The organism is Aureibaculum flavum, from assembly GCF_016406085.1.
Classification (GTDB): Bacteria; Bacteroidota; Bacteroidia; order Flavobacteriales; family Flavobacteriaceae; genus Aureibaculum; species Aureibaculum flavum.
This window is the reverse complement of record NZ_JAEHFJ010000003.1, coordinates 562,761-577,727: the sequence shown is the minus strand read 5'-3', so window position 1 is coordinate 577,727 and position 14,967 is coordinate 562,761. Positions and strand designations below refer to the sequence as shown.

Sequence of the window (14,967 nt, the reverse complement as noted above, 5' to 3'; positions counted from 1 at the left end):
ATTAACTAAATCAAATAATTAAACACTGCTAAGTATTTATTAGTGTTTTTAAAAAGGTAAAGAAATATATGTCTTCAAGTAAAATCTCTAATCTAAAAAAAGGTAAACTCATTGTCTTTTCTGCACCATCAGGATCAGGTAAAACTACAATTGTAAGACATTTGTTGGGCCTAAAAGACCTGAATTTAGAATTTTCTATTTCGGCTACTTCTCGTGAGCCTCGTGGTGAAGAAATTAATGGTTCTGATTATTATTTTATTAGTACAAAAGATTTTAAAAATCATATTAAAAATGATGACTTTTTAGAATGGGAAGAAGTCTATAGAGATAATTTTTACGGTACATTAAAAAGTGAAGTAGAACGTATATGGGCATTGGGGAAACATGTAATTTTTGATATTGATGTTGCTGGTGGATTAAGGATTAAAAAGAAATTCCCTGAAGAAACTTTGGCTGTATTTGTAAAACCACCGAGTGTTGACGAATTAAAAATTAGATTAAAAAAACGAAAAACAGAAAGTGAAGATCGCATTAATATGCGTATCGCAAAAGCTTCTGTTGAACTGGCTACTGCTCCACAATTTGATCAAATTATAAAAAATTACGATTTAGCAGTTGCCTTAAAAGAGGCAGAAGAGTTGGTTGCAAATTTTGTAGATAATAATAATTATACCAAATGAAAATTGGCTTGTACTTTGGGACTTTTAACCCCATTCATGTAGGACATTTGGCCATTGCCAATCATATGGTTGAATTTTCTGATTTAGACGAAATTTGGATGGTAATAACGCCACATTCGCCATTTAAAAAAAAATCGACCTTATTAGCAGATAATCATCGTTATCAATTGGTTAGCCTTGCTACAGAAGACTATCCTAAATTGAAACCTTCAAAGATTGAGTTTGACTTACCTCAGCCCAACTACACCATCAATACACTAGTACATTTGGCAGAAAAACACCCGCAACATCAATTTAACTTGATTGTGGGTGAAGATAATTTGGCTTCTTTCCATAAATGGAAAAATTATGAGGTAATTCTAGAAGTATACAATATTTACGTATACCCTAGAATTTATGCTGGCGAAAAACCTATAACTAGATTTGACAATCACCCAAAAATTCATCCTGTTGATGCCCCGATTATGGAAATTTCCTCCACGTTTATTCGTAAAGCTATCGCCAATCATAAAAATATAAAACCGCTATTACCTTGCAAGGTTTGGCAATATATTGATGAAATGAATTTTTACAAGTAATTCTAGATGAATTAAGAAAATATCTAATTTTGCGGTTTTATAAACCATTTCTAACTCAAAAAACCGTTGTATATTTGTTACTAACTAATGGCAAAAAAAAAGGAAAATAAAGCAAAAATTAAAGAGAAACTTACGTTTAAATACCGCTTTGTGGTATTAAATGAAGATACTTTTGAAGAACGTTTTTCTTTTAAATTAAACAGGCTTAATGTATTAATATTAAGCTCTTTATTTTCAGTAATTCTAATTGGTTCTACCATTTTTTTAATAGCATTTACTCCATTAAAAGAATACATTCCTGGTTATTCATCTACAGCTTTAAAGAGACAAGCAACTGATTTGGTATATAAGGTAGATTCTTTACAGCAGAAACTGGCCGTTAATGATGTGTATTTACATAATATTCAACAAGTACTCACTGGTAAGGTTAAAGATATCGCTGTAAATAGAGATTCTATTGAAGAGCAACTTCGCATTGAAGATGTTAATTTAGATACCAAAATTTCACCTTTAGACTCTGTCTTTAGAGAAGAAGTTGAACGCGAAGATCGGTTTAGTGTTTTTGAAAAAGCTACCAAAAAAACTGATTTGGTATTCTTTGCTCCTATTTCAGGTAAAATAACCGATGTTTTTAATCCCGAAGAAAAACATTATGCTATAGATATTGCTGTAGAAAAAGATTCTCCAGTAAAAGCTGTGGCTGATGGTACTGTAATCTTCACTGGTTTTACAGCAGAAACTGGGTTTGTTATTATTTTAGAACACGCAAAGGGATTTTTATCTGTATACAAACACAATTCATCTATACATAAAGAGCAAGGTGATATTGTAAAGACGGGTGAAGCAATAGCCAATGCCGGTTCAACTGGCGAGCTATCTACTGGACCCCACCTGCATTTTGAGCTATGGAATGATGGTTTTCCTGTAAATCCTTTAAACTTTATAGATTTTAAATAATGAATGTCAAATCTATTTTAGCGAAACCCATTGCTAAACGGATCCAAAACCGGGTTTATAAATGGGCTGCAGAACCAAAAAAGACGCAAGAAAAAGTCTTTAAAAAATTAATTGCTCAAGCCAAAAATACCACATTTGGCAAAGATCATAACTTTAAGAATATCAATTCTTATCAAGAATTTAAAGTCAATGTTCCCATTAGAGACTACGAAGATTTAAAACCTTATGTTGAGCAAATTCTACAAGGTAAATCTGATGTATTATGGCGTGGAAAACCACTCTATTTTGCCAAAACTTCTGGAACCACTTCTGGTGCCAAATACATTCCGCTAACTAAAGAATCAATGCCTTTCCATATCAAAGCAGCCCGGAATGCATTATTAATGTATATCGCTGAAACTGGTAATACTGATTTTGTAAATGGTAAAATGATATTTCTTCAAGGTAGCCCCATTATTGATGAAAAAAAAGGTATAAAAACAGGTAGACTGTCAGGCATTGTTGCACATTTTGTACCTAATTACTTACAAAAGAACAGAATGCCAAGTTGGGAAACCAACTGTATTGACGATTGGGAGACTAAGGTAGATGCCATCGTTGAAGAAACCATACAAGAAGATATGACTTTAATTAGTGGAATTCCTTCTTGGGTGCAGATGTATTTTGAAAAATTAACAGCGAAATCAGGTAAAAGTATTAGCGAAATTTTCCCAAATTTTAATTTATTCGTTTATGGTGGTGTAAATTTTGAGCCATATCGTAATAAGTTTGAGAAAATGATTGGTAAAAAAGTTGATTCTATTGAACTTTTTCCTGCTTCGGAAGGTTTTTTTGCTTTTCAAGATAAACAAAATGAAAAGGGAATGCTACTCCTATTAAACGGTGGTATTTTCTATGAGTTTATAAAAGCAGATGAATTCTTTGATGAAAACCCGGAGAGAATTACTATTTCTGATGTAGAATTAGAAGTAAATTATGTAATGATAATTTCAACCAACGCCGGTCTTTGGGGATATAATATTGGAGACACTGTTCAATTTACTTCATTAAAGCCATATCGAATTATAGTTTCTGGAAGAATAAAACACTTTATTTCTGCATTTGGTGAGCATGTTATTGCAAAAGAAGTTGAACATGCTTTAAAAGCGGCTACAGAAGGCACAGGGATATCCGTAAACGAATTTACTGTTGCACCTCAAACCAATCCTGAGAGTGGACTGCCTTATCACGAATGGTTTATTGAATTTGAAAAAGAACCTGTTGATATGACCGATTTTATCTCTAAAATCGACAATAGTATGCAGGAACAAAACTCCTATTATTACGATTTAATTGTCGGAAATATCCTTCAGACTCTCAAGGTAACCAAAATAAAAAAAGATGGTTTTCAAGATTATATGAAATCTATAGGTAAATTAGGAGGGCAAAATAAAATACCAAGATTATCAAATGACCGAAAAATAGCAGATAAGTTAACATCAAAAAAAGTACAATCTTAGAGGTACTAAAACAAGAACACTTTCTTCTTTTACCTATTTTTCATTAATAAACTAATGCATGAAATCAATGAAAATAATATCTCTCAATATCGGTGAAAAAAGAATCATTCAATGGCGAAATAAAACTGTTGAAACTGGCATCTTTAAATTTCCTGTTAAAGACGCTATCTTTTTAGATACAGAATTTGTAAAAGACGATGCTATTGCAGACAGAAAACACCACGGAGGTATTGATAAGGCAGTTTATGCATATGGCGAAAATCATTATTCTCATTTTAAGGAACTACATCCTAATTTAGATTGGCAATACGGTATTTTTGGCGAAAACATAACATTCGATCAGTTAGAAGAAACTCAAATACATGTGGGTGAAATTTATCAATTAGGTGAGGTTAAAATTCAAGTTACTGAACCTAGAGAGCCCTGTTACAAGCTAGGTATTCGATTTAATGACCAATCAATTGTTAAACAATTCTGGAATTCTACTAAATGTGGTGTCTATTTTAAGGTACTAAAAAAAGGTAGTGTAACTGTTAATGATGAATTGATATTGCTTGAAACCGCATATGAGAATCCTACAATTGCAGAAGTTTATCATTCAAAGAAACATAAACAATAAATACTTTTATTTCTAAAAAACAAAAAACCCGAGTTTTTCAACTCGGGTTTTTTAGGTCAATTGATTTTGGTTTTCGAAAATTATTTTTTCAATAAATCTCTAATTTCAGCTAATAAATCTTCTTGAGAAGGTCCGGCTGGAGCAGCAGCTTCAACTGGTTTCTTGGTTTTATTGTAAGCTTTTACTATCATGAACAATACAAAACCAACAATAATTAAATTGATAATAGTATTGATCCATGCTCCCCATCGTACAGCATTTTCAGCTTTTACAACAGCACCATCAGCAGCTAATTCTGCAGGAGATAGTACATATTTCAAACTAGCAAAGTCCATTCCTCCAGCAAAATGGCCAACAACAGGCATAACAATGTCATTGACAAATCCGTTTACCATAAGACCAACGGCACCAGCCAAAATAACAGCAACAGCAAAGTCTATGACGTTGCCTGACATAATAAAATTCTTAAATTCTTTTAACATTTTAGTTTATTTAATAGGTTAATAGATTGCAAATATACGTAAATTTAACATTTACTTAACAATTCTTTTTACACGTTGTGAAATTGCTGTTAATATTTCATAAGGAATTGTATCAATAGCGGACGCTAATTCAATTATTGTTTGCTGACTATTAAAAATAACCACTTCATCTCCTTCTTCACAATTAATATTTGTAACATCAACCATTATCATATCCATACAAACATTGCCAACTATAGGAGCCTTAGATCCATTTATGGTAACATACCCTTTACCCTTACCGAAAGATCTATGAATACCATCAGCATGGCCTATGGGTATTGTTGCTGTTTTTATCTCTTTACCAGCAGTAAAACCTCTATTATATCCGACAGATTCCCCTTTATCAATAGTATGAATCTGAGATATAATGGATTTTAATGAAGCTACATTCCTTAGTTGTTCCGTATATTTTTGCTCATTAGCAAAACCATAAAGACTGATTCCTATCCGAACCATATCAAAATGGGCATTGGGATAGTTTAAAATACCTGAAGTATTTGCCATATGAAATATGGGTTGATCGTTTAGTTTTGATTTAAACGTATCAATAATTTTGTTAAATAGATTAATTTGGTTCTCTGAGAATTCTCGTTCATTTAAATCTTCACTCGCTACTAAATGAGAGAATATAGAAGCTACTTTGACAGTTGTTGTATTATGTAAATAACCACTAATTGTATCAACATCTTCTATTTTAAAACCTAATCTATTTAAACCAGTATTAAATTTAAGGTGTATGGGGTACTGCTTTTGATTTTCAGATTCCATCAAATCAATAAAAGCCATTAAGACTCTTTCACTAAATATATTAGGTTCTAAGCAGTGCTCGATTAAAAGTTTAAAATGAACAATTTGCGGATGCAAAACTAAAATTGGAGTTTTAACACCAGCTTTTCGTAATGCAACACCCTCATCAACATAAGCTACAGCAAAGTAATCAACATTTAGTTTTTCTAAATGTTTGGCAATGACACAGGCATCTGTACCATATCCAAAAGCTTTTACAACTGCTAAAGTTTTTGTATTAGGCTTTAGTTTTGACTTTATGTATTCAAAATTATGCTGAAGTGCATTTAAATCAATTTCTAAAACCGTTTCGGCCGTTTTAGTCATTTACAATTTTGATTTAGGTGTAATTTTCTCAGCATCTTTTACCTCAACATGCTTTAATTTTTCTTGCAATATTTCTTTATAATAGGCGGCTCTACTCAAGGGTTCATACTCTTCTGTTTCACCTAGAAATACCAAATTATCATTCATTATTTTTCTATGACTATAATGGGCTAGGTTTCCTGTTTTAGTACACACAGCATGTACTTTTGTAACATATTCAGCTGTAGCCATCAATGCGGGCATGGGTCCAAAAGGGTTCCCTTTAAAATCCATATCTAACCCTGCAACTATAACTCTAACACCTCTATTTGCCAAATCATTACAGACAGCTACAATTTCATCATCAAAAAACTGGGCTTCGTCTATACCTACTACATCTACATCATTCGCTAAAATTCTAATATTTGCCGCTGCCGGTACTGGTGTAGAACGGAATTCATTAGCATCATGAGAAACTACATTTTCATCATCATAACGTGTATCAATTTCTGGCTTAAAGATCTCCACCTTTTGTTTGGCAAATTGAGCTCTTTTTAGTCGACGAATTAATTCTTCCGTTTTACCAGAAAACATAGAACCGCAGATCACCTCTATCCAACCAAATTGTTCTGCCTGATTTACTGTATTTTCGAGAAACATTTTGTAATTTTAAGCGTTGTAATATTCGTAATATGTTTTGTGATTATAGAATCATAACAAATCTATTAAAAATTAGTCCTACAACATAAATAAAATTATCATTTTATGCACAAAAAACTGGAAGCGGAGCTAGTGAGCCTAGCTCATAGTATTTTACAAATGAAAAATAAAGATGAAGTTTTGGCTTTAAAAGAGAAGGCAAGATTAGTTTATGAAAAACTTTCCGTATTATCATTTGTAGATGATTACATTGTTACTACTCCAAATCTTAAAAAAACAAAAGAAGAACTGGTTGAAGAAGTTAAAATAAAAATTGAAAACAAGAGTAGTATAAAACCAGTAGTTCATAAAATTGAAACTCCTATAAAAACAATAGAGAAACCGGTAACTCCCAAAAGAGAGGTTGAGGAAAAAAGCATGTTTGAACCTACATTTGATAAAGTTAAAATTGACATTAGAAAATTAAAAGCCAATCAAATAAGTATAAAAGAAGAGTTTAGAGATTCTATTTCTGCAGATAAGACATCTACACTCTTTGACGATGATGATAGACCTGCTGAGAAAAAAACATTGAATGATAAGATGTTTAATCAAACGATTCAAATTGGTTTAAATGATAGAATTGCTTTTGTAAAGAATTTATTTAATTTTAGTCAAGCCGATTTTAATAGAGTTTTGTCTCAACTGAATACCTTAAAATCTGAAAAAGAGGCCAAAGATTTTATTTATAATCAAATCAAACCAGATTATAATTGGGCTGGTAAAGAAGAATATGAAGCGAGGTTAATTAATATTATTGAAAGAAAATTTTCGTAAAAATGCAAGCATCAGAATTTAACAATTTATTTGACAGTGTGATTAAGAAATATCACTTAAAAGATTCGGTTGATCAATCTTTTGAAAACCCCTTTAATAAAAACACATTAGAACATTTATTATATAGGAAATGCTGGATTGATACCGTACAATGGCATTATGAAGACATCATACGTTTACCAGATATTAATCCTGAAGAAGCATTGACTTTGAAACGAAAAATTGATGCTTCAAATCAAGATAGAACCAATATGGTTGAATATATTGATAGCTATTACTTTGATAAATTCAAAAATATTACAATTGAACCGCAAGCAACCATTAACTCAGAAAGTCCGGCTTGGGCAATCGATAGGTTATCGATATTAGCATTAAAAATTTATCACATGCAAGAAGAAGCGAATAGAGCATCTGCTTCTGAAAAACATAGAGCCAATTGTCAATTAAAGTTAGATATTCTTTTGGAACAACGAGTTGATTTAACCACTGCAATTGACGAGTTGCTGAATGATATATCACTAGGAAAAAAATACATGAAAGTCTACAAACAGATGAAAATGTATAATGACGATGAGTTAAATCCAATGCTGTACGCAAAAAAATAGAATTATTAGTAAAGAGTTTGAATTTAGATTAATATCCCATCAAAATCGATAGCCCAATTTAAAATTGACACTGTCAACCATATCGTTAATGCCTAAATTGCTATTTTCCGCAGCGTTAAAATTACGTCTATAAAAAAATTTAGCATACGCATTTTCGTTAAAATCATATTGTAAACCTATTTCTGCAGAAGATCCAAATCCTGTCGAATTTAATAAGTTACCATAACGGTTAATATTGCGTGTAGTATAAACGCTTGGCCCTGCAAAAAACTTAGCTGTTGATTGATTTTATACTTAAAATGGACAGGTAACTCTAAACTCATGGCATCAAAATTATACCCAACACTAATACCCTTTTCTATAAATAATTGGTCCGTAATCTTTGTAGTTGAAGTGAAATTAGCATTAAAAATGCCATCGCTCACTTTTAAATCTGAATTCTTCTCTTTTTGAGCATAAGAAATAGTAAGAATTAGCGAAAATAGAATTAAAATGTAATTTTTCATCTCCTAAGAAGTTATATAATCCAAATTCCACTTCTAAGGTATTAAAAATTTCTCTAATAAACGTATTCCCTTTCCTTTCAACGTTTCTAAAAGAATGTAAAAAAGCTAACCTAACAATGCTTTTAATGCTTCAATTGTTTTTTTTGCATTTCCAACAAAAATTTTATCGCCTACAATAATAACAGGACGTTTTAAAAAGGTATACTCCTCTAAAATAAGTTGTTTATAGTCTTTCTCAGTCAAGCTTTGGTTTTTTAAATCCATTGCTGTATATTTTTTTGCCCGCTTATTAAATAGTGCTTCATAACTATTCGTCATAACATACATTTCTTCTAACTGATTAACAGTTACTGGTGTTGTCTTAATTTCTTGAAGTATAAAATCATCAGTATTAATTTCTTTCAAAATTCTTCTGCAGGTATCACAAGTTTTTAAAAAATATATTTTTTTCATTCTATCAGATTTAAAAATTAAAACTTTAATTTCACGCTAAATTAAAAAATATGGAGAAACAATTTGATATTTTAAAGGCAAATAGATTATTAATTTTAAAATTAATTGATAATTACTCACTGGAACAACTCAATAAAATGCACGCAGGGTTTAATAATAATATAGCTTGGAATATTGGTCATTTATTAGTTACACAACAAATACTCTGTTATAAATTTTCTGGATTGCCAATGTATATTTCTGATGCAATTATTGAGAAATATCGCAAGGGTACTGTACCTGAAAATGATATGACAGCACAAGAATTAGAATATATAAAATCGCAATTACTTCAGCTAGTAGATCAATTTGATACTGATTATAAAAGCGGTATGTTTAAATCTTTTACTTCATATACCACAAGTGCTAACGTAACTCTAAATTCAATATCAGATGCCATTGAATTTAATAACTTTCATGAAGGTATTCATTATGGTTATATTTTAGCTTTAAAAAACAATCTTTAAACATGGATTATTTTAGTATAGCAACCATTCTTATAGTTTTATCTGCTTTTTTCGGATATTTAAACATAAAATTTATTAAACTACCTGATGCTATTGGGTTAATGCTAATTACTATTCTTTTCACCTTGGCAATTTTAGGATTAAGTTTATTTGATGACACCTTACTTTTAAAGGAAAAAGAATTTATTTCTCAAATAAATTTTGAAACCATTTTATTAGATATTATGCTGAGTTTTTTGTTGTTTGCAGGTGCTTTGCATACCAATTTTCAGCAATTAAAAGTACAACGAAAACCTATTTTAATCTTTGCCACATTAGGTACTTTTATATCTACGTTTTTAACGGGAATAATAGTTTATTACTTATTGAAATTGTTAAATTTTAATGTTGATTTTATTTATTGTTTGCTCTTTGGATCTCTCATTTCACCAACTGACCCTATAGCCGTATTGGGAATTATGAAAAAAGTTGGAGCACCGAAACAATTAGAAACCAAAATTGTTGGAGAATCTCTTTTTAATGACGGTGTAGGTGTTGTTATATTTTTAACTATCTATCAAATTGCTAAAGGTGGTCAAGATATTTCAATAATTAACGTTTCTAAATTATTTTTAGTAGAAGTAGGTGGTGGTATTGCACTTGGTTTAGCTATTGGCTGGTTAACTTATAGACTTTTAAAAAGTATTGATGATTATGCTATTGAAGTAATTTTGACTTTGGCGGCAGTAATGGGTGGTACATTAATCGCTCAACATTTTCATTTGTCAGCTCCATTAGCGATGGTTACCGCCGGTTTATTAGTAGGTAATGATACCATTAGACAATCCTCTATGAGTGAGCTTACAGAGCAATATGTTGATAAATTTTGGGAATTGATTGATATTTTATTAAACACCATTTTATTCGTAATGATAGGTATGGAAATGTTGGTGTTAACATTTAAAGTAGAATATGTTTTAGCAGGATTTTTAACTATTCCTATATTACTATTAGCCAGATACATATCACTATTACTACCTATTAAAATTTATGCTAAAAAGCTAAATTTTGTACGAAAAACAAACCTAATAATGACATGGGGTGGTTTACGAGGGGGAATCTCAATAGCTTTAGCCCTAAGTTTAACACAAGCTATGGAACGTGATTTGTTCTTAGTAATAACTTATGTAATTGTGGTATTTTCAATAATAGTTCAAGGTTTGACTGTAGGGCCGTTGATAAAAAAAATAACTGATAAAGATGAAATTTAATACAAAAACTATACATGGCGGTCAACAACATGACCCTGCCACAGGTGCTGTAATGCCTCCAATCTATCAAACTTCTACCTATGCACAAAGCAGTCCAGGAAAACATAAAGGATATGCATATTCTAGAACAGCAAACCCTACCCGTACCGCTTTAGAGAATAATTTTGCTGCCATAGAAAATGGCACACATGGATTTGCTTTTTCGTCAGGTTTAGCAGCTATAGATTGTGTATTAAAACTATTAAACCCAGGTGATGAAATCATAGCTGGTGACGATTTATATGGCGGTTCTTATAGAATGTTTACAAAGTTATTTCAAAAATATGGTTTAAAATTCCATTTTGTAAATATGGAAGATGCCTCTAATATCGAAAAATATATTAATAAAAACACTAAGCTGATTTGGATTGAAACACCTACAAACCCATTAATGAAGATAGCTGATATAGAACAAATTTCAAAAAATGTAAAAGCCGTTGATGATACTATACTAATTGCAGTTGATAATACATTTGCCACACCTTATTTACAACAACCTTTAGACTTAGGAGCTGATATTGTAATGCATTCTGCCACTAAGTACCTTGGAGGGCATTCTGACATTGTTATGGGGGCATTAATGGTTAAGGAAGAGAAATTAGCTAAGAAAATTCATTTCATTCAGTTTGCAGGAGGAGCTATTGCTGGGCCACAAGACAGTTTTTTAGCATTACGTGGTATAAAAACCTTACATTTAAGAGTACAACGTCATAGTGAAAATGGAATAGCTTTAGCAAAATATTTAACAACACATCCAAAAGTTAGTGAAGTTTTCTATCCTGGATTAGAGAATAGTAAAAATTATAAAATTGCTAAAAAACAAATGAAAAACTATGGTGGAATGGTTTCGTTTAAATTAAAAGATGAAAGCCAAGAAGCTACTTTCAAAGTCCTTGAGAATTTTAAACTATTTACATTAGCAGAATCTTTGGGAGGTGTGGAAAGTCTTGTAAATCATCCTGAAACAATGACACATGCTTCTATTCCAATACAAGAAAGAGAAAAAATGGGTATCACTACCAACCTCATTCGATTAAGCGTTGGTATTGAAGATATTGATGATTTATTAATTGATTTAAAAAATGCCCTAGATTAATAATTTCTAGCAAACGTATCCATATCAATAACAACACCCACACTAAAATAAATTAAAGTATCATTAAATTTACTAGATTCATCTTTTTTAGAATCTAAACCATCATATTTATCTGTAAAGAAATATTGCCATCTTGCATCTAACACTAAATCAAAATTATCAAATTTATAACGAGTACCAGCACTCATGGTCATAGAAAATGCATTTTGCTTACCTACATATACTTGGTCTTGCCATTTTTCAGGTAAAACAGAAGGGTTAGTAGTCCAATCTCCTAAATCAGAAGTTAGTTCTGGTGTAAAAATATTATACTGAAGACCAGCACTTATATAAGGTGCAAATCTATCATCATCATTAAATAGAAGACCATAATCTTCTAAATTTTTAAAATAATACTCTAGAGCTGTACCAAAATTAAGAGATTTAGTTTTACCATGCATAGCTCTCAACTCGTTAACTATAGGATTTGACGCCCCATCGTCTACATATTGACCTTTGTGCTCTAAACTATTATTAAAATAGTAAGACACCTCCGTTTTTAGTTTAAAATGGTCTGAAAAATAACTCGCTCCATTTCTCCAGTTATAATTACTTCCGTAAAAACTTAAATAATGTACCGCAGCTATACCAAAACTAGTAGCCGTACTACTAGGTAAATGATGCCTTTCACCATAGTCTGTTTGCATGGTAACGGGTCCTGCTGTAATACCAAATTCGTGACTTAACTCAAGCTGAGCAAAAGTTTTAGTCATCGAAAATAATATGATCAATGTAAGTAATTTATAATGTAGTCTCATGTACTCTCCCTTTTGGGTCGCAATTTAGTAAAAAATATGCAATGGCATTATTTAAAAACAGTATTAAAACTTAATTTTATTAAAAATATTGTTTCTTTTTTAACATTTAGTCATTTGGGTTCCAAAAAATAGCCTCAAAATTCGAAATTTTCTCGTCTATAACTTCAACTCCTTCATTTTCTAATAGTTGCTGCATTAGGTTAATTCCATCAAAATGATGCTTCCCTGTTAAAATTCCATTTCGATTTACAACTCTATGAGCCGGTATGGTATCATCTAGATGACTCGCATTCATAGCCCAACCAACCATTCTGGCCGATTTCGCAGCTCCTAAACATTTAGCTATTGCTCCGTATGACGTGACTCTACCATAAGGAATCTTTCTAGCTATTTTATATACTTTTTCAAAAAAACCATCTTCTGGCATAAGGTAAAGAAACTATTGTTACTTATAAAGCGTCCTAAATTTTATATAAGTTATGGCTTTATTTTGTTCTAAAAACTGATTTTCATAAAAAGTTTTAATCTCTGTAGCTTCTAGAGGGCTATAACTGTTAATATAAATGTTATGATGTGCATATATAATTTCATGATTTCCTTCTTGCAACAAACCTAAAGTATAGCCATGTAAAAACTCACTATCTGTTTTTAGGTGCATAACACCTTCATCCGTAAGGATTTGTTGATATTTTTTGAGAAACTCAGGATTTGTCAACCTATGCTTCATCCTCTTATATTTAATCTGAGGATCAGGAAAGGTAATCCAAATTTCACTAACCTCATCAACACCAAAGCACATATCAATTAACTCAATTTGAGTACGTAAAAAAGCAACATTATCCAATTTATCATCCAATGCTGTTTTGGCTCCACGCCAAAACCGTGACCCCTTAATATCAATGCCAATATAATTTATATTTGGATTTCGCTTCGCTAAAGCAACAGTATATTCACCTTTGCCACAACCAAGTTCTAAAATAATTGGATTATTATTTTTAAAAAAAGTATTCCATTTAGATTTTAAATGAAATCCGTCTAATATTTCTTTTCGAGAGGGTTGTACAACATTTACAAACGTTTCATTCTCGCGAAAGCGTTTTAATTTATTTTTACTTCCCAAAATTTACTTTATTAAAGACTATTTTCTCTTTCATGTTTAACCATTTTACTCAACCAATAAAATGCTGCCATAAAACCAATGATAACAATAATAGTGTTTAAAATATTTGATGACCACCAACCATGTATTGATCTAAAATAATCATACGGTACAAATAAAACATTTGTGAAAAAATCGCCTAAAGCTCTAAAAATATTGTTTGCAATCATATCTTAAGTATATTTACAGGGCAAAAATATGAAATATTACCAATGATTGCCAATTTTTTTAATAAATCAACACCTGTAACCACTTTTACCATTTTTATTTTAATAACATTGGTAATTTTAGTTTCAATATTCTCTACACCTGCCATTGATTTTAGCTTTACTTTCTTTTTAAAAAAATTAGCAGTACTGTCTTTCTTAATGCTTACCCTTTTATTAGTTCAATTTATTACTAAAAAAAATGGATTGATAAAAGATAACGCCTTTGATTTACTTTTAATAGTACTATTTATTGCTATGTTTCCTAAGGTAATTAGTGAATTTAAATTATTAGGAGCACACTTTGTACTGTTGTTAGCTTTTAGGAGAATTTATAGCTTAAGAACAGTTAAAAACCCCAAAGAAAAGTTGTTCGACAGTTCCTTTTATATTGGTGTAGCAACCATAATCTATCCTTGGTGCATTTTATATATGGTATTGCCTTATGCAGCCATTATTAATTTTAATAAACGTACCATTAGAAATGTATTAATCCCTTTTATTGGTCTTATAACACCGTTTATTATTTATGCATCCTACTTAATGTTGATTGACAAGTTCGATACTTATGAGATGGATTTTACAACAAACTTCGTATTTACAAATTACAATTCATTAAATTTACTAATTCCATTAACCTTATTGCTAGGATTTATCATTTGGGTGATTTTTCCAACTACTTTAAAAATAATATCAATTAATAGTGATCTTAAAAATGCTTGGTTTGTATTAACAGTTCATTTAATTGTCAGTATTTTTATAATAATTCCTGCACCAGTAAAAAATGGTTCTGAGTTTTTATTTCTATTTTTTCCAACTGCCGTACTTTTTACAAATTATTTGCAAATGGTTAAAGAAAAATGGTTTAAAGATGTGTTTTTGTATTTATTTGTTGCAACGGCTATAGTTTCTACATTTATATAAG

General features: G+C 30.8%; 20 protein-coding genes. 11 read left to right on the top strand and 9 right to left on the bottom strand.

Going from position 1 to position 14,967, the window contains the following annotated elements; genetic code table 11:
• Positions 1–68 precede the first annotated feature (68 nt).
• The 5 genes from gmk (at position 69) to JBL43_RS08380 (ending at position 4,333) form a co-directional block, all read left to right on the top strand.
• Positions 69–680: a guanylate kinase gene (gene gmk, locus JBL43_RS08400; RefSeq protein WP_198841000.1), complete on the top strand. Its 612-nt coding sequence runs from the start codon at positions 69–71 to the stop codon at positions 678–680.
• Positions 677–1,258, top strand: coding sequence for a nicotinate (nicotinamide) nucleotide adenylyltransferase (gene nadD / locus JBL43_RS08395; RefSeq protein WP_198840999.1), 582 nt, complete (start codon positions 677–679; stop codon positions 1,256–1,258). Before gmk ends, nadD begins: the two co-directional genes overlap by 4 nt.
• Positions 1,259–1,345: 87 nt before the next feature.
• Positions 1,346–2,215 (top strand): M23 family metallopeptidase, encoded by an 870-nt coding sequence (locus JBL43_RS08390; protein ID WP_198840998.1) that lies wholly within the window; start codon positions 1,346–1,348, stop codon positions 2,213–2,215.
• The gene (locus JBL43_RS08385; RefSeq protein ID WP_198840997.1) at positions 2,215–3,714 is read left to right on the top strand and encodes a GH3 auxin-responsive promoter family protein; all 1,500 of its coding nucleotides are present in this window, start codon (positions 2,215–2,217) and stop codon (positions 3,712–3,714) included. The genes JBL43_RS08390 and JBL43_RS08385 overlap by 1 nt, the downstream gene beginning before the upstream one ends.
• Before the next feature lie 58 nt (positions 3,715–3,772).
• Entirely contained in the window at positions 3,773–4,333 is a 561-nt protein-coding gene (locus JBL43_RS08380; RefSeq protein WP_233098721.1) for an MOSC domain-containing protein, read from the top strand.
• 80 nt (positions 4,334–4,413) lie between these two features.
• On the opposite strand, the gene mscL is transcribed toward JBL43_RS08380, so the two are convergent.
• Genes mscL through JBL43_RS08365 form a run of 3 tightly spaced genes read right to left on the bottom strand, consistent with a single transcriptional unit; the run spans position 4,414 to position 6,609 of the window.
• Complete coding sequence (gene mscL, locus JBL43_RS08375; RefSeq protein WP_117883816.1) at positions 4,414–4,815, bottom strand: large conductance mechanosensitive channel protein MscL; 402 nt, start codon at positions 4,813–4,815, stop codon at positions 4,414–4,416.
• A 51-nt stretch (positions 4,816–4,866) separates the two neighbouring features.
• Positions 4,867–5,970 carry an alanine racemase gene (alr, locus tag JBL43_RS08370; protein WP_198840996.1) on the bottom strand — a complete coding sequence of 368 codons (1,104 nt, stop codon included), beginning with the start codon at positions 5,968–5,970 and terminating at the stop codon, positions 4,867–4,869.
• Positions 5,971–6,609 (bottom strand): thymidine kinase, encoded by a 639-nt coding sequence (locus JBL43_RS08365; RefSeq protein WP_198840995.1) that lies wholly within the window; start codon positions 6,607–6,609, stop codon positions 5,971–5,973.
• A gap of 105 nt (positions 6,610–6,714) precedes the next feature.
• On the opposite strand from JBL43_RS08365, the gene JBL43_RS08360 reads away from it, so the two are divergent.
• Both JBL43_RS08360 and JBL43_RS08355 read left to right on the top strand, forming a co-directional pair.
• Positions 6,715–7,425, top strand: a complete 711-nt coding sequence (locus JBL43_RS08360) for a DUF8457 domain-containing protein (RefSeq protein WP_198840994.1) — start codon at positions 6,715–6,717, stop codon at positions 7,423–7,425.
• Positions 7,426–7,427: 2 nt separating this feature from the next.
• Positions 7,428–8,030 carry a DUF4254 domain-containing protein gene (locus JBL43_RS08355; RefSeq protein ID WP_198840993.1) on the top strand — a complete coding sequence of 201 codons (603 nt, stop codon included), beginning with the start codon at positions 7,428–7,430 and terminating at the stop codon, positions 8,028–8,030.
• A 209-nt stretch (positions 8,031–8,239) separates the two neighbouring features.
• Here JBL43_RS08355 and JBL43_RS08350 read toward each other — a convergent pair whose 3' ends face one another.
• Both JBL43_RS08350 and JBL43_RS08345 read right to left on the bottom strand, forming a co-directional pair.
• The gene (locus JBL43_RS08350) at positions 8,240–8,536 is read right to left on the bottom strand and encodes a hypothetical protein (RefSeq protein ID WP_198840992.1); all 297 of its coding nucleotides are present in this window, start codon (positions 8,534–8,536) and stop codon (positions 8,240–8,242) included.
• Between the two features lie 105 nt (positions 8,537–8,641).
• On the bottom strand, positions 8,642–8,989 hold the full coding sequence (locus tag JBL43_RS08345; protein WP_198840991.1) for an arsenate reductase family protein: 348 nt from the start codon (positions 8,987–8,989) through the stop codon (positions 8,642–8,644).
• 50 nt (positions 8,990–9,039) lie between these two features.
• Between JBL43_RS08345 and JBL43_RS08340 the strand changes: the two genes are divergently transcribed.
• Genes JBL43_RS08340 through JBL43_RS08330 form a run of 3 tightly spaced genes read left to right on the top strand, consistent with a single transcriptional unit; the run spans position 9,040 to position 11,880 of the window.
• Positions 9,040–9,495 (top strand): DinB family protein, encoded by a 456-nt coding sequence (locus tag JBL43_RS08340; protein ID WP_198840990.1) that lies wholly within the window; start codon positions 9,040–9,042, stop codon positions 9,493–9,495.
• 2 nt (positions 9,496–9,497) lie between these two features.
• Complete coding sequence (locus tag JBL43_RS08335; protein WP_198840989.1) at positions 9,498–10,745, top strand: cation:proton antiporter; 1,248 nt, start codon at positions 9,498–9,500, stop codon at positions 10,743–10,745.
• A complete protein-coding gene (locus JBL43_RS08330; RefSeq protein WP_198840988.1) occupies positions 10,735–11,880 on the top strand; it encodes a cystathionine gamma-synthase in 1,146 nt (381 codons plus the stop codon). Before JBL43_RS08335 ends, JBL43_RS08330 begins: the two co-directional genes overlap by 11 nt.
• On the opposite strand, the gene JBL43_RS08325 is transcribed toward JBL43_RS08330, so the two are convergent.
• From JBL43_RS08325 to JBL43_RS08310, 4 genes are all read right to left on the bottom strand, one after another.
• Positions 11,877–12,677, bottom strand: coding sequence for a THC0290_0291 family protein (locus JBL43_RS08325; protein WP_198840987.1), 801 nt, complete (start codon positions 12,675–12,677; stop codon positions 11,877–11,879). The two genes, JBL43_RS08330 and JBL43_RS08325, sit on opposite strands and share 4 nt — an antisense overlap.
• Before the next feature lie 106 nt (positions 12,678–12,783).
• Complete coding sequence (locus JBL43_RS08320; protein WP_198840986.1) at positions 12,784–13,104, bottom strand: MGMT family protein; 321 nt, start codon at positions 13,102–13,104, stop codon at positions 12,784–12,786.
• Positions 13,105–13,122: 18 nt separating this feature from the next.
• Positions 13,123–13,797: a tRNA (guanosine(46)-N7)-methyltransferase TrmB gene (gene trmB / locus JBL43_RS08315; RefSeq protein WP_198840985.1), complete on the bottom strand. Its 675-nt coding sequence runs from the start codon at positions 13,795–13,797 to the stop codon at positions 13,123–13,125.
• 11 nt (positions 13,798–13,808) lie between these two features.
• The gene (locus JBL43_RS08310) at positions 13,809–14,006 is read right to left on the bottom strand and encodes a DUF6341 family protein (RefSeq protein WP_138947931.1); all 198 of its coding nucleotides are present in this window, start codon (positions 14,004–14,006) and stop codon (positions 13,809–13,811) included.
• A gap of 42 nt (positions 14,007–14,048) precedes the next feature.
• On the opposite strand from JBL43_RS08310, the gene JBL43_RS08305 reads away from it, so the two are divergent.
• Positions 14,049–14,966, top strand: coding sequence for a DUF6427 family protein (locus tag JBL43_RS08305; protein ID WP_198840984.1), 918 nt, complete (start codon positions 14,049–14,051; stop codon positions 14,964–14,966).
• The last annotated feature ends 1 nt before the right edge of the window (position 14,967 follow it).

Bases quoted from the DNA above. Each gene is read 5' to 3' on its own strand.
- gmk (WP_198841000.1), top strand. From the start codon at position 69: ATGTCTTCAAGTAAAATCTCTAATCTAAAAAAAGGTAAACTCATTGTC.
- nadD (WP_198840999.1), top strand. From the start codon at position 677: ATGAAAATTGGCTTGTACTTTGGGACTTTTAACCCCATTCATGTAGGA.
- JBL43_RS08390 (WP_198840998.1), top strand. From the start codon at position 1,346: ATGGCAAAAAAAAAGGAAAATAAAGCAAAAATTAAAGAGAAACTTACG.
- JBL43_RS08385 (WP_198840997.1), top strand. From the start codon at position 2,215: ATGAATGTCAAATCTATTTTAGCGAAACCCATTGCTAAACGGATCCAA.
- JBL43_RS08380 (WP_233098721.1), top strand. From the start codon at position 3,773: ATGAAATCAATGAAAATAATATCTCTCAATATCGGTGAAAAAAGAATC.
- mscL (WP_117883816.1), bottom strand. From the start codon at position 4,815: ATGTTAAAAGAATTTAAGAATTTTATTATGTCAGGCAACGTCATAGAC.
- alr (WP_198840996.1), bottom strand. From the start codon at position 5,970: ATGACTAAAACGGCCGAAACGGTTTTAGAAATTGATTTAAATGCACTT.
- JBL43_RS08365 (WP_198840995.1), bottom strand. From the start codon at position 6,609: ATGTTTCTCGAAAATACAGTAAATCAGGCAGAACAATTTGGTTGGATA.
- JBL43_RS08360 (WP_198840994.1), top strand. From the start codon at position 6,715: ATGCACAAAAAACTGGAAGCGGAGCTAGTGAGCCTAGCTCATAGTATT.
- JBL43_RS08355 (WP_198840993.1), top strand. From the start codon at position 7,428: ATGCAAGCATCAGAATTTAACAATTTATTTGACAGTGTGATTAAGAAA.
- JBL43_RS08350 (WP_198840992.1), bottom strand. From the start codon at position 8,536: ATGAAAAATTACATTTTAATTCTATTTTCGCTAATTCTTACTATTTCT.
- JBL43_RS08345 (WP_198840991.1), bottom strand. From the start codon at position 8,989: ATGAAAAAAATATATTTTTTAAAAACTTGTGATACCTGCAGAAGAATT.
- JBL43_RS08340 (WP_198840990.1), top strand. From the start codon at position 9,040: ATGGAGAAACAATTTGATATTTTAAAGGCAAATAGATTATTAATTTTA.
- JBL43_RS08335 (WP_198840989.1), top strand. From the start codon at position 9,498: ATGGATTATTTTAGTATAGCAACCATTCTTATAGTTTTATCTGCTTTT.
- JBL43_RS08330 (WP_198840988.1), top strand. From the start codon at position 10,735: ATGAAATTTAATACAAAAACTATACATGGCGGTCAACAACATGACCCT.
- JBL43_RS08325 (WP_198840987.1), bottom strand. From the start codon at position 12,677: ATGAGACTACATTATAAATTACTTACATTGATCATATTATTTTCGATG.
- JBL43_RS08320 (WP_198840986.1), bottom strand. From the start codon at position 13,104: ATGCCAGAAGATGGTTTTTTTGAAAAAGTATATAAAATAGCTAGAAAG.
- JBL43_RS08310 (WP_138947931.1), bottom strand. From the start codon at position 14,006: ATGATTGCAAACAATATTTTTAGAGCTTTAGGCGATTTTTTCACAAAT.
- JBL43_RS08305 (WP_198840984.1), top strand. From the start codon at position 14,049: ATGATTGCCAATTTTTTTAATAAATCAACACCTGTAACCACTTTTACC.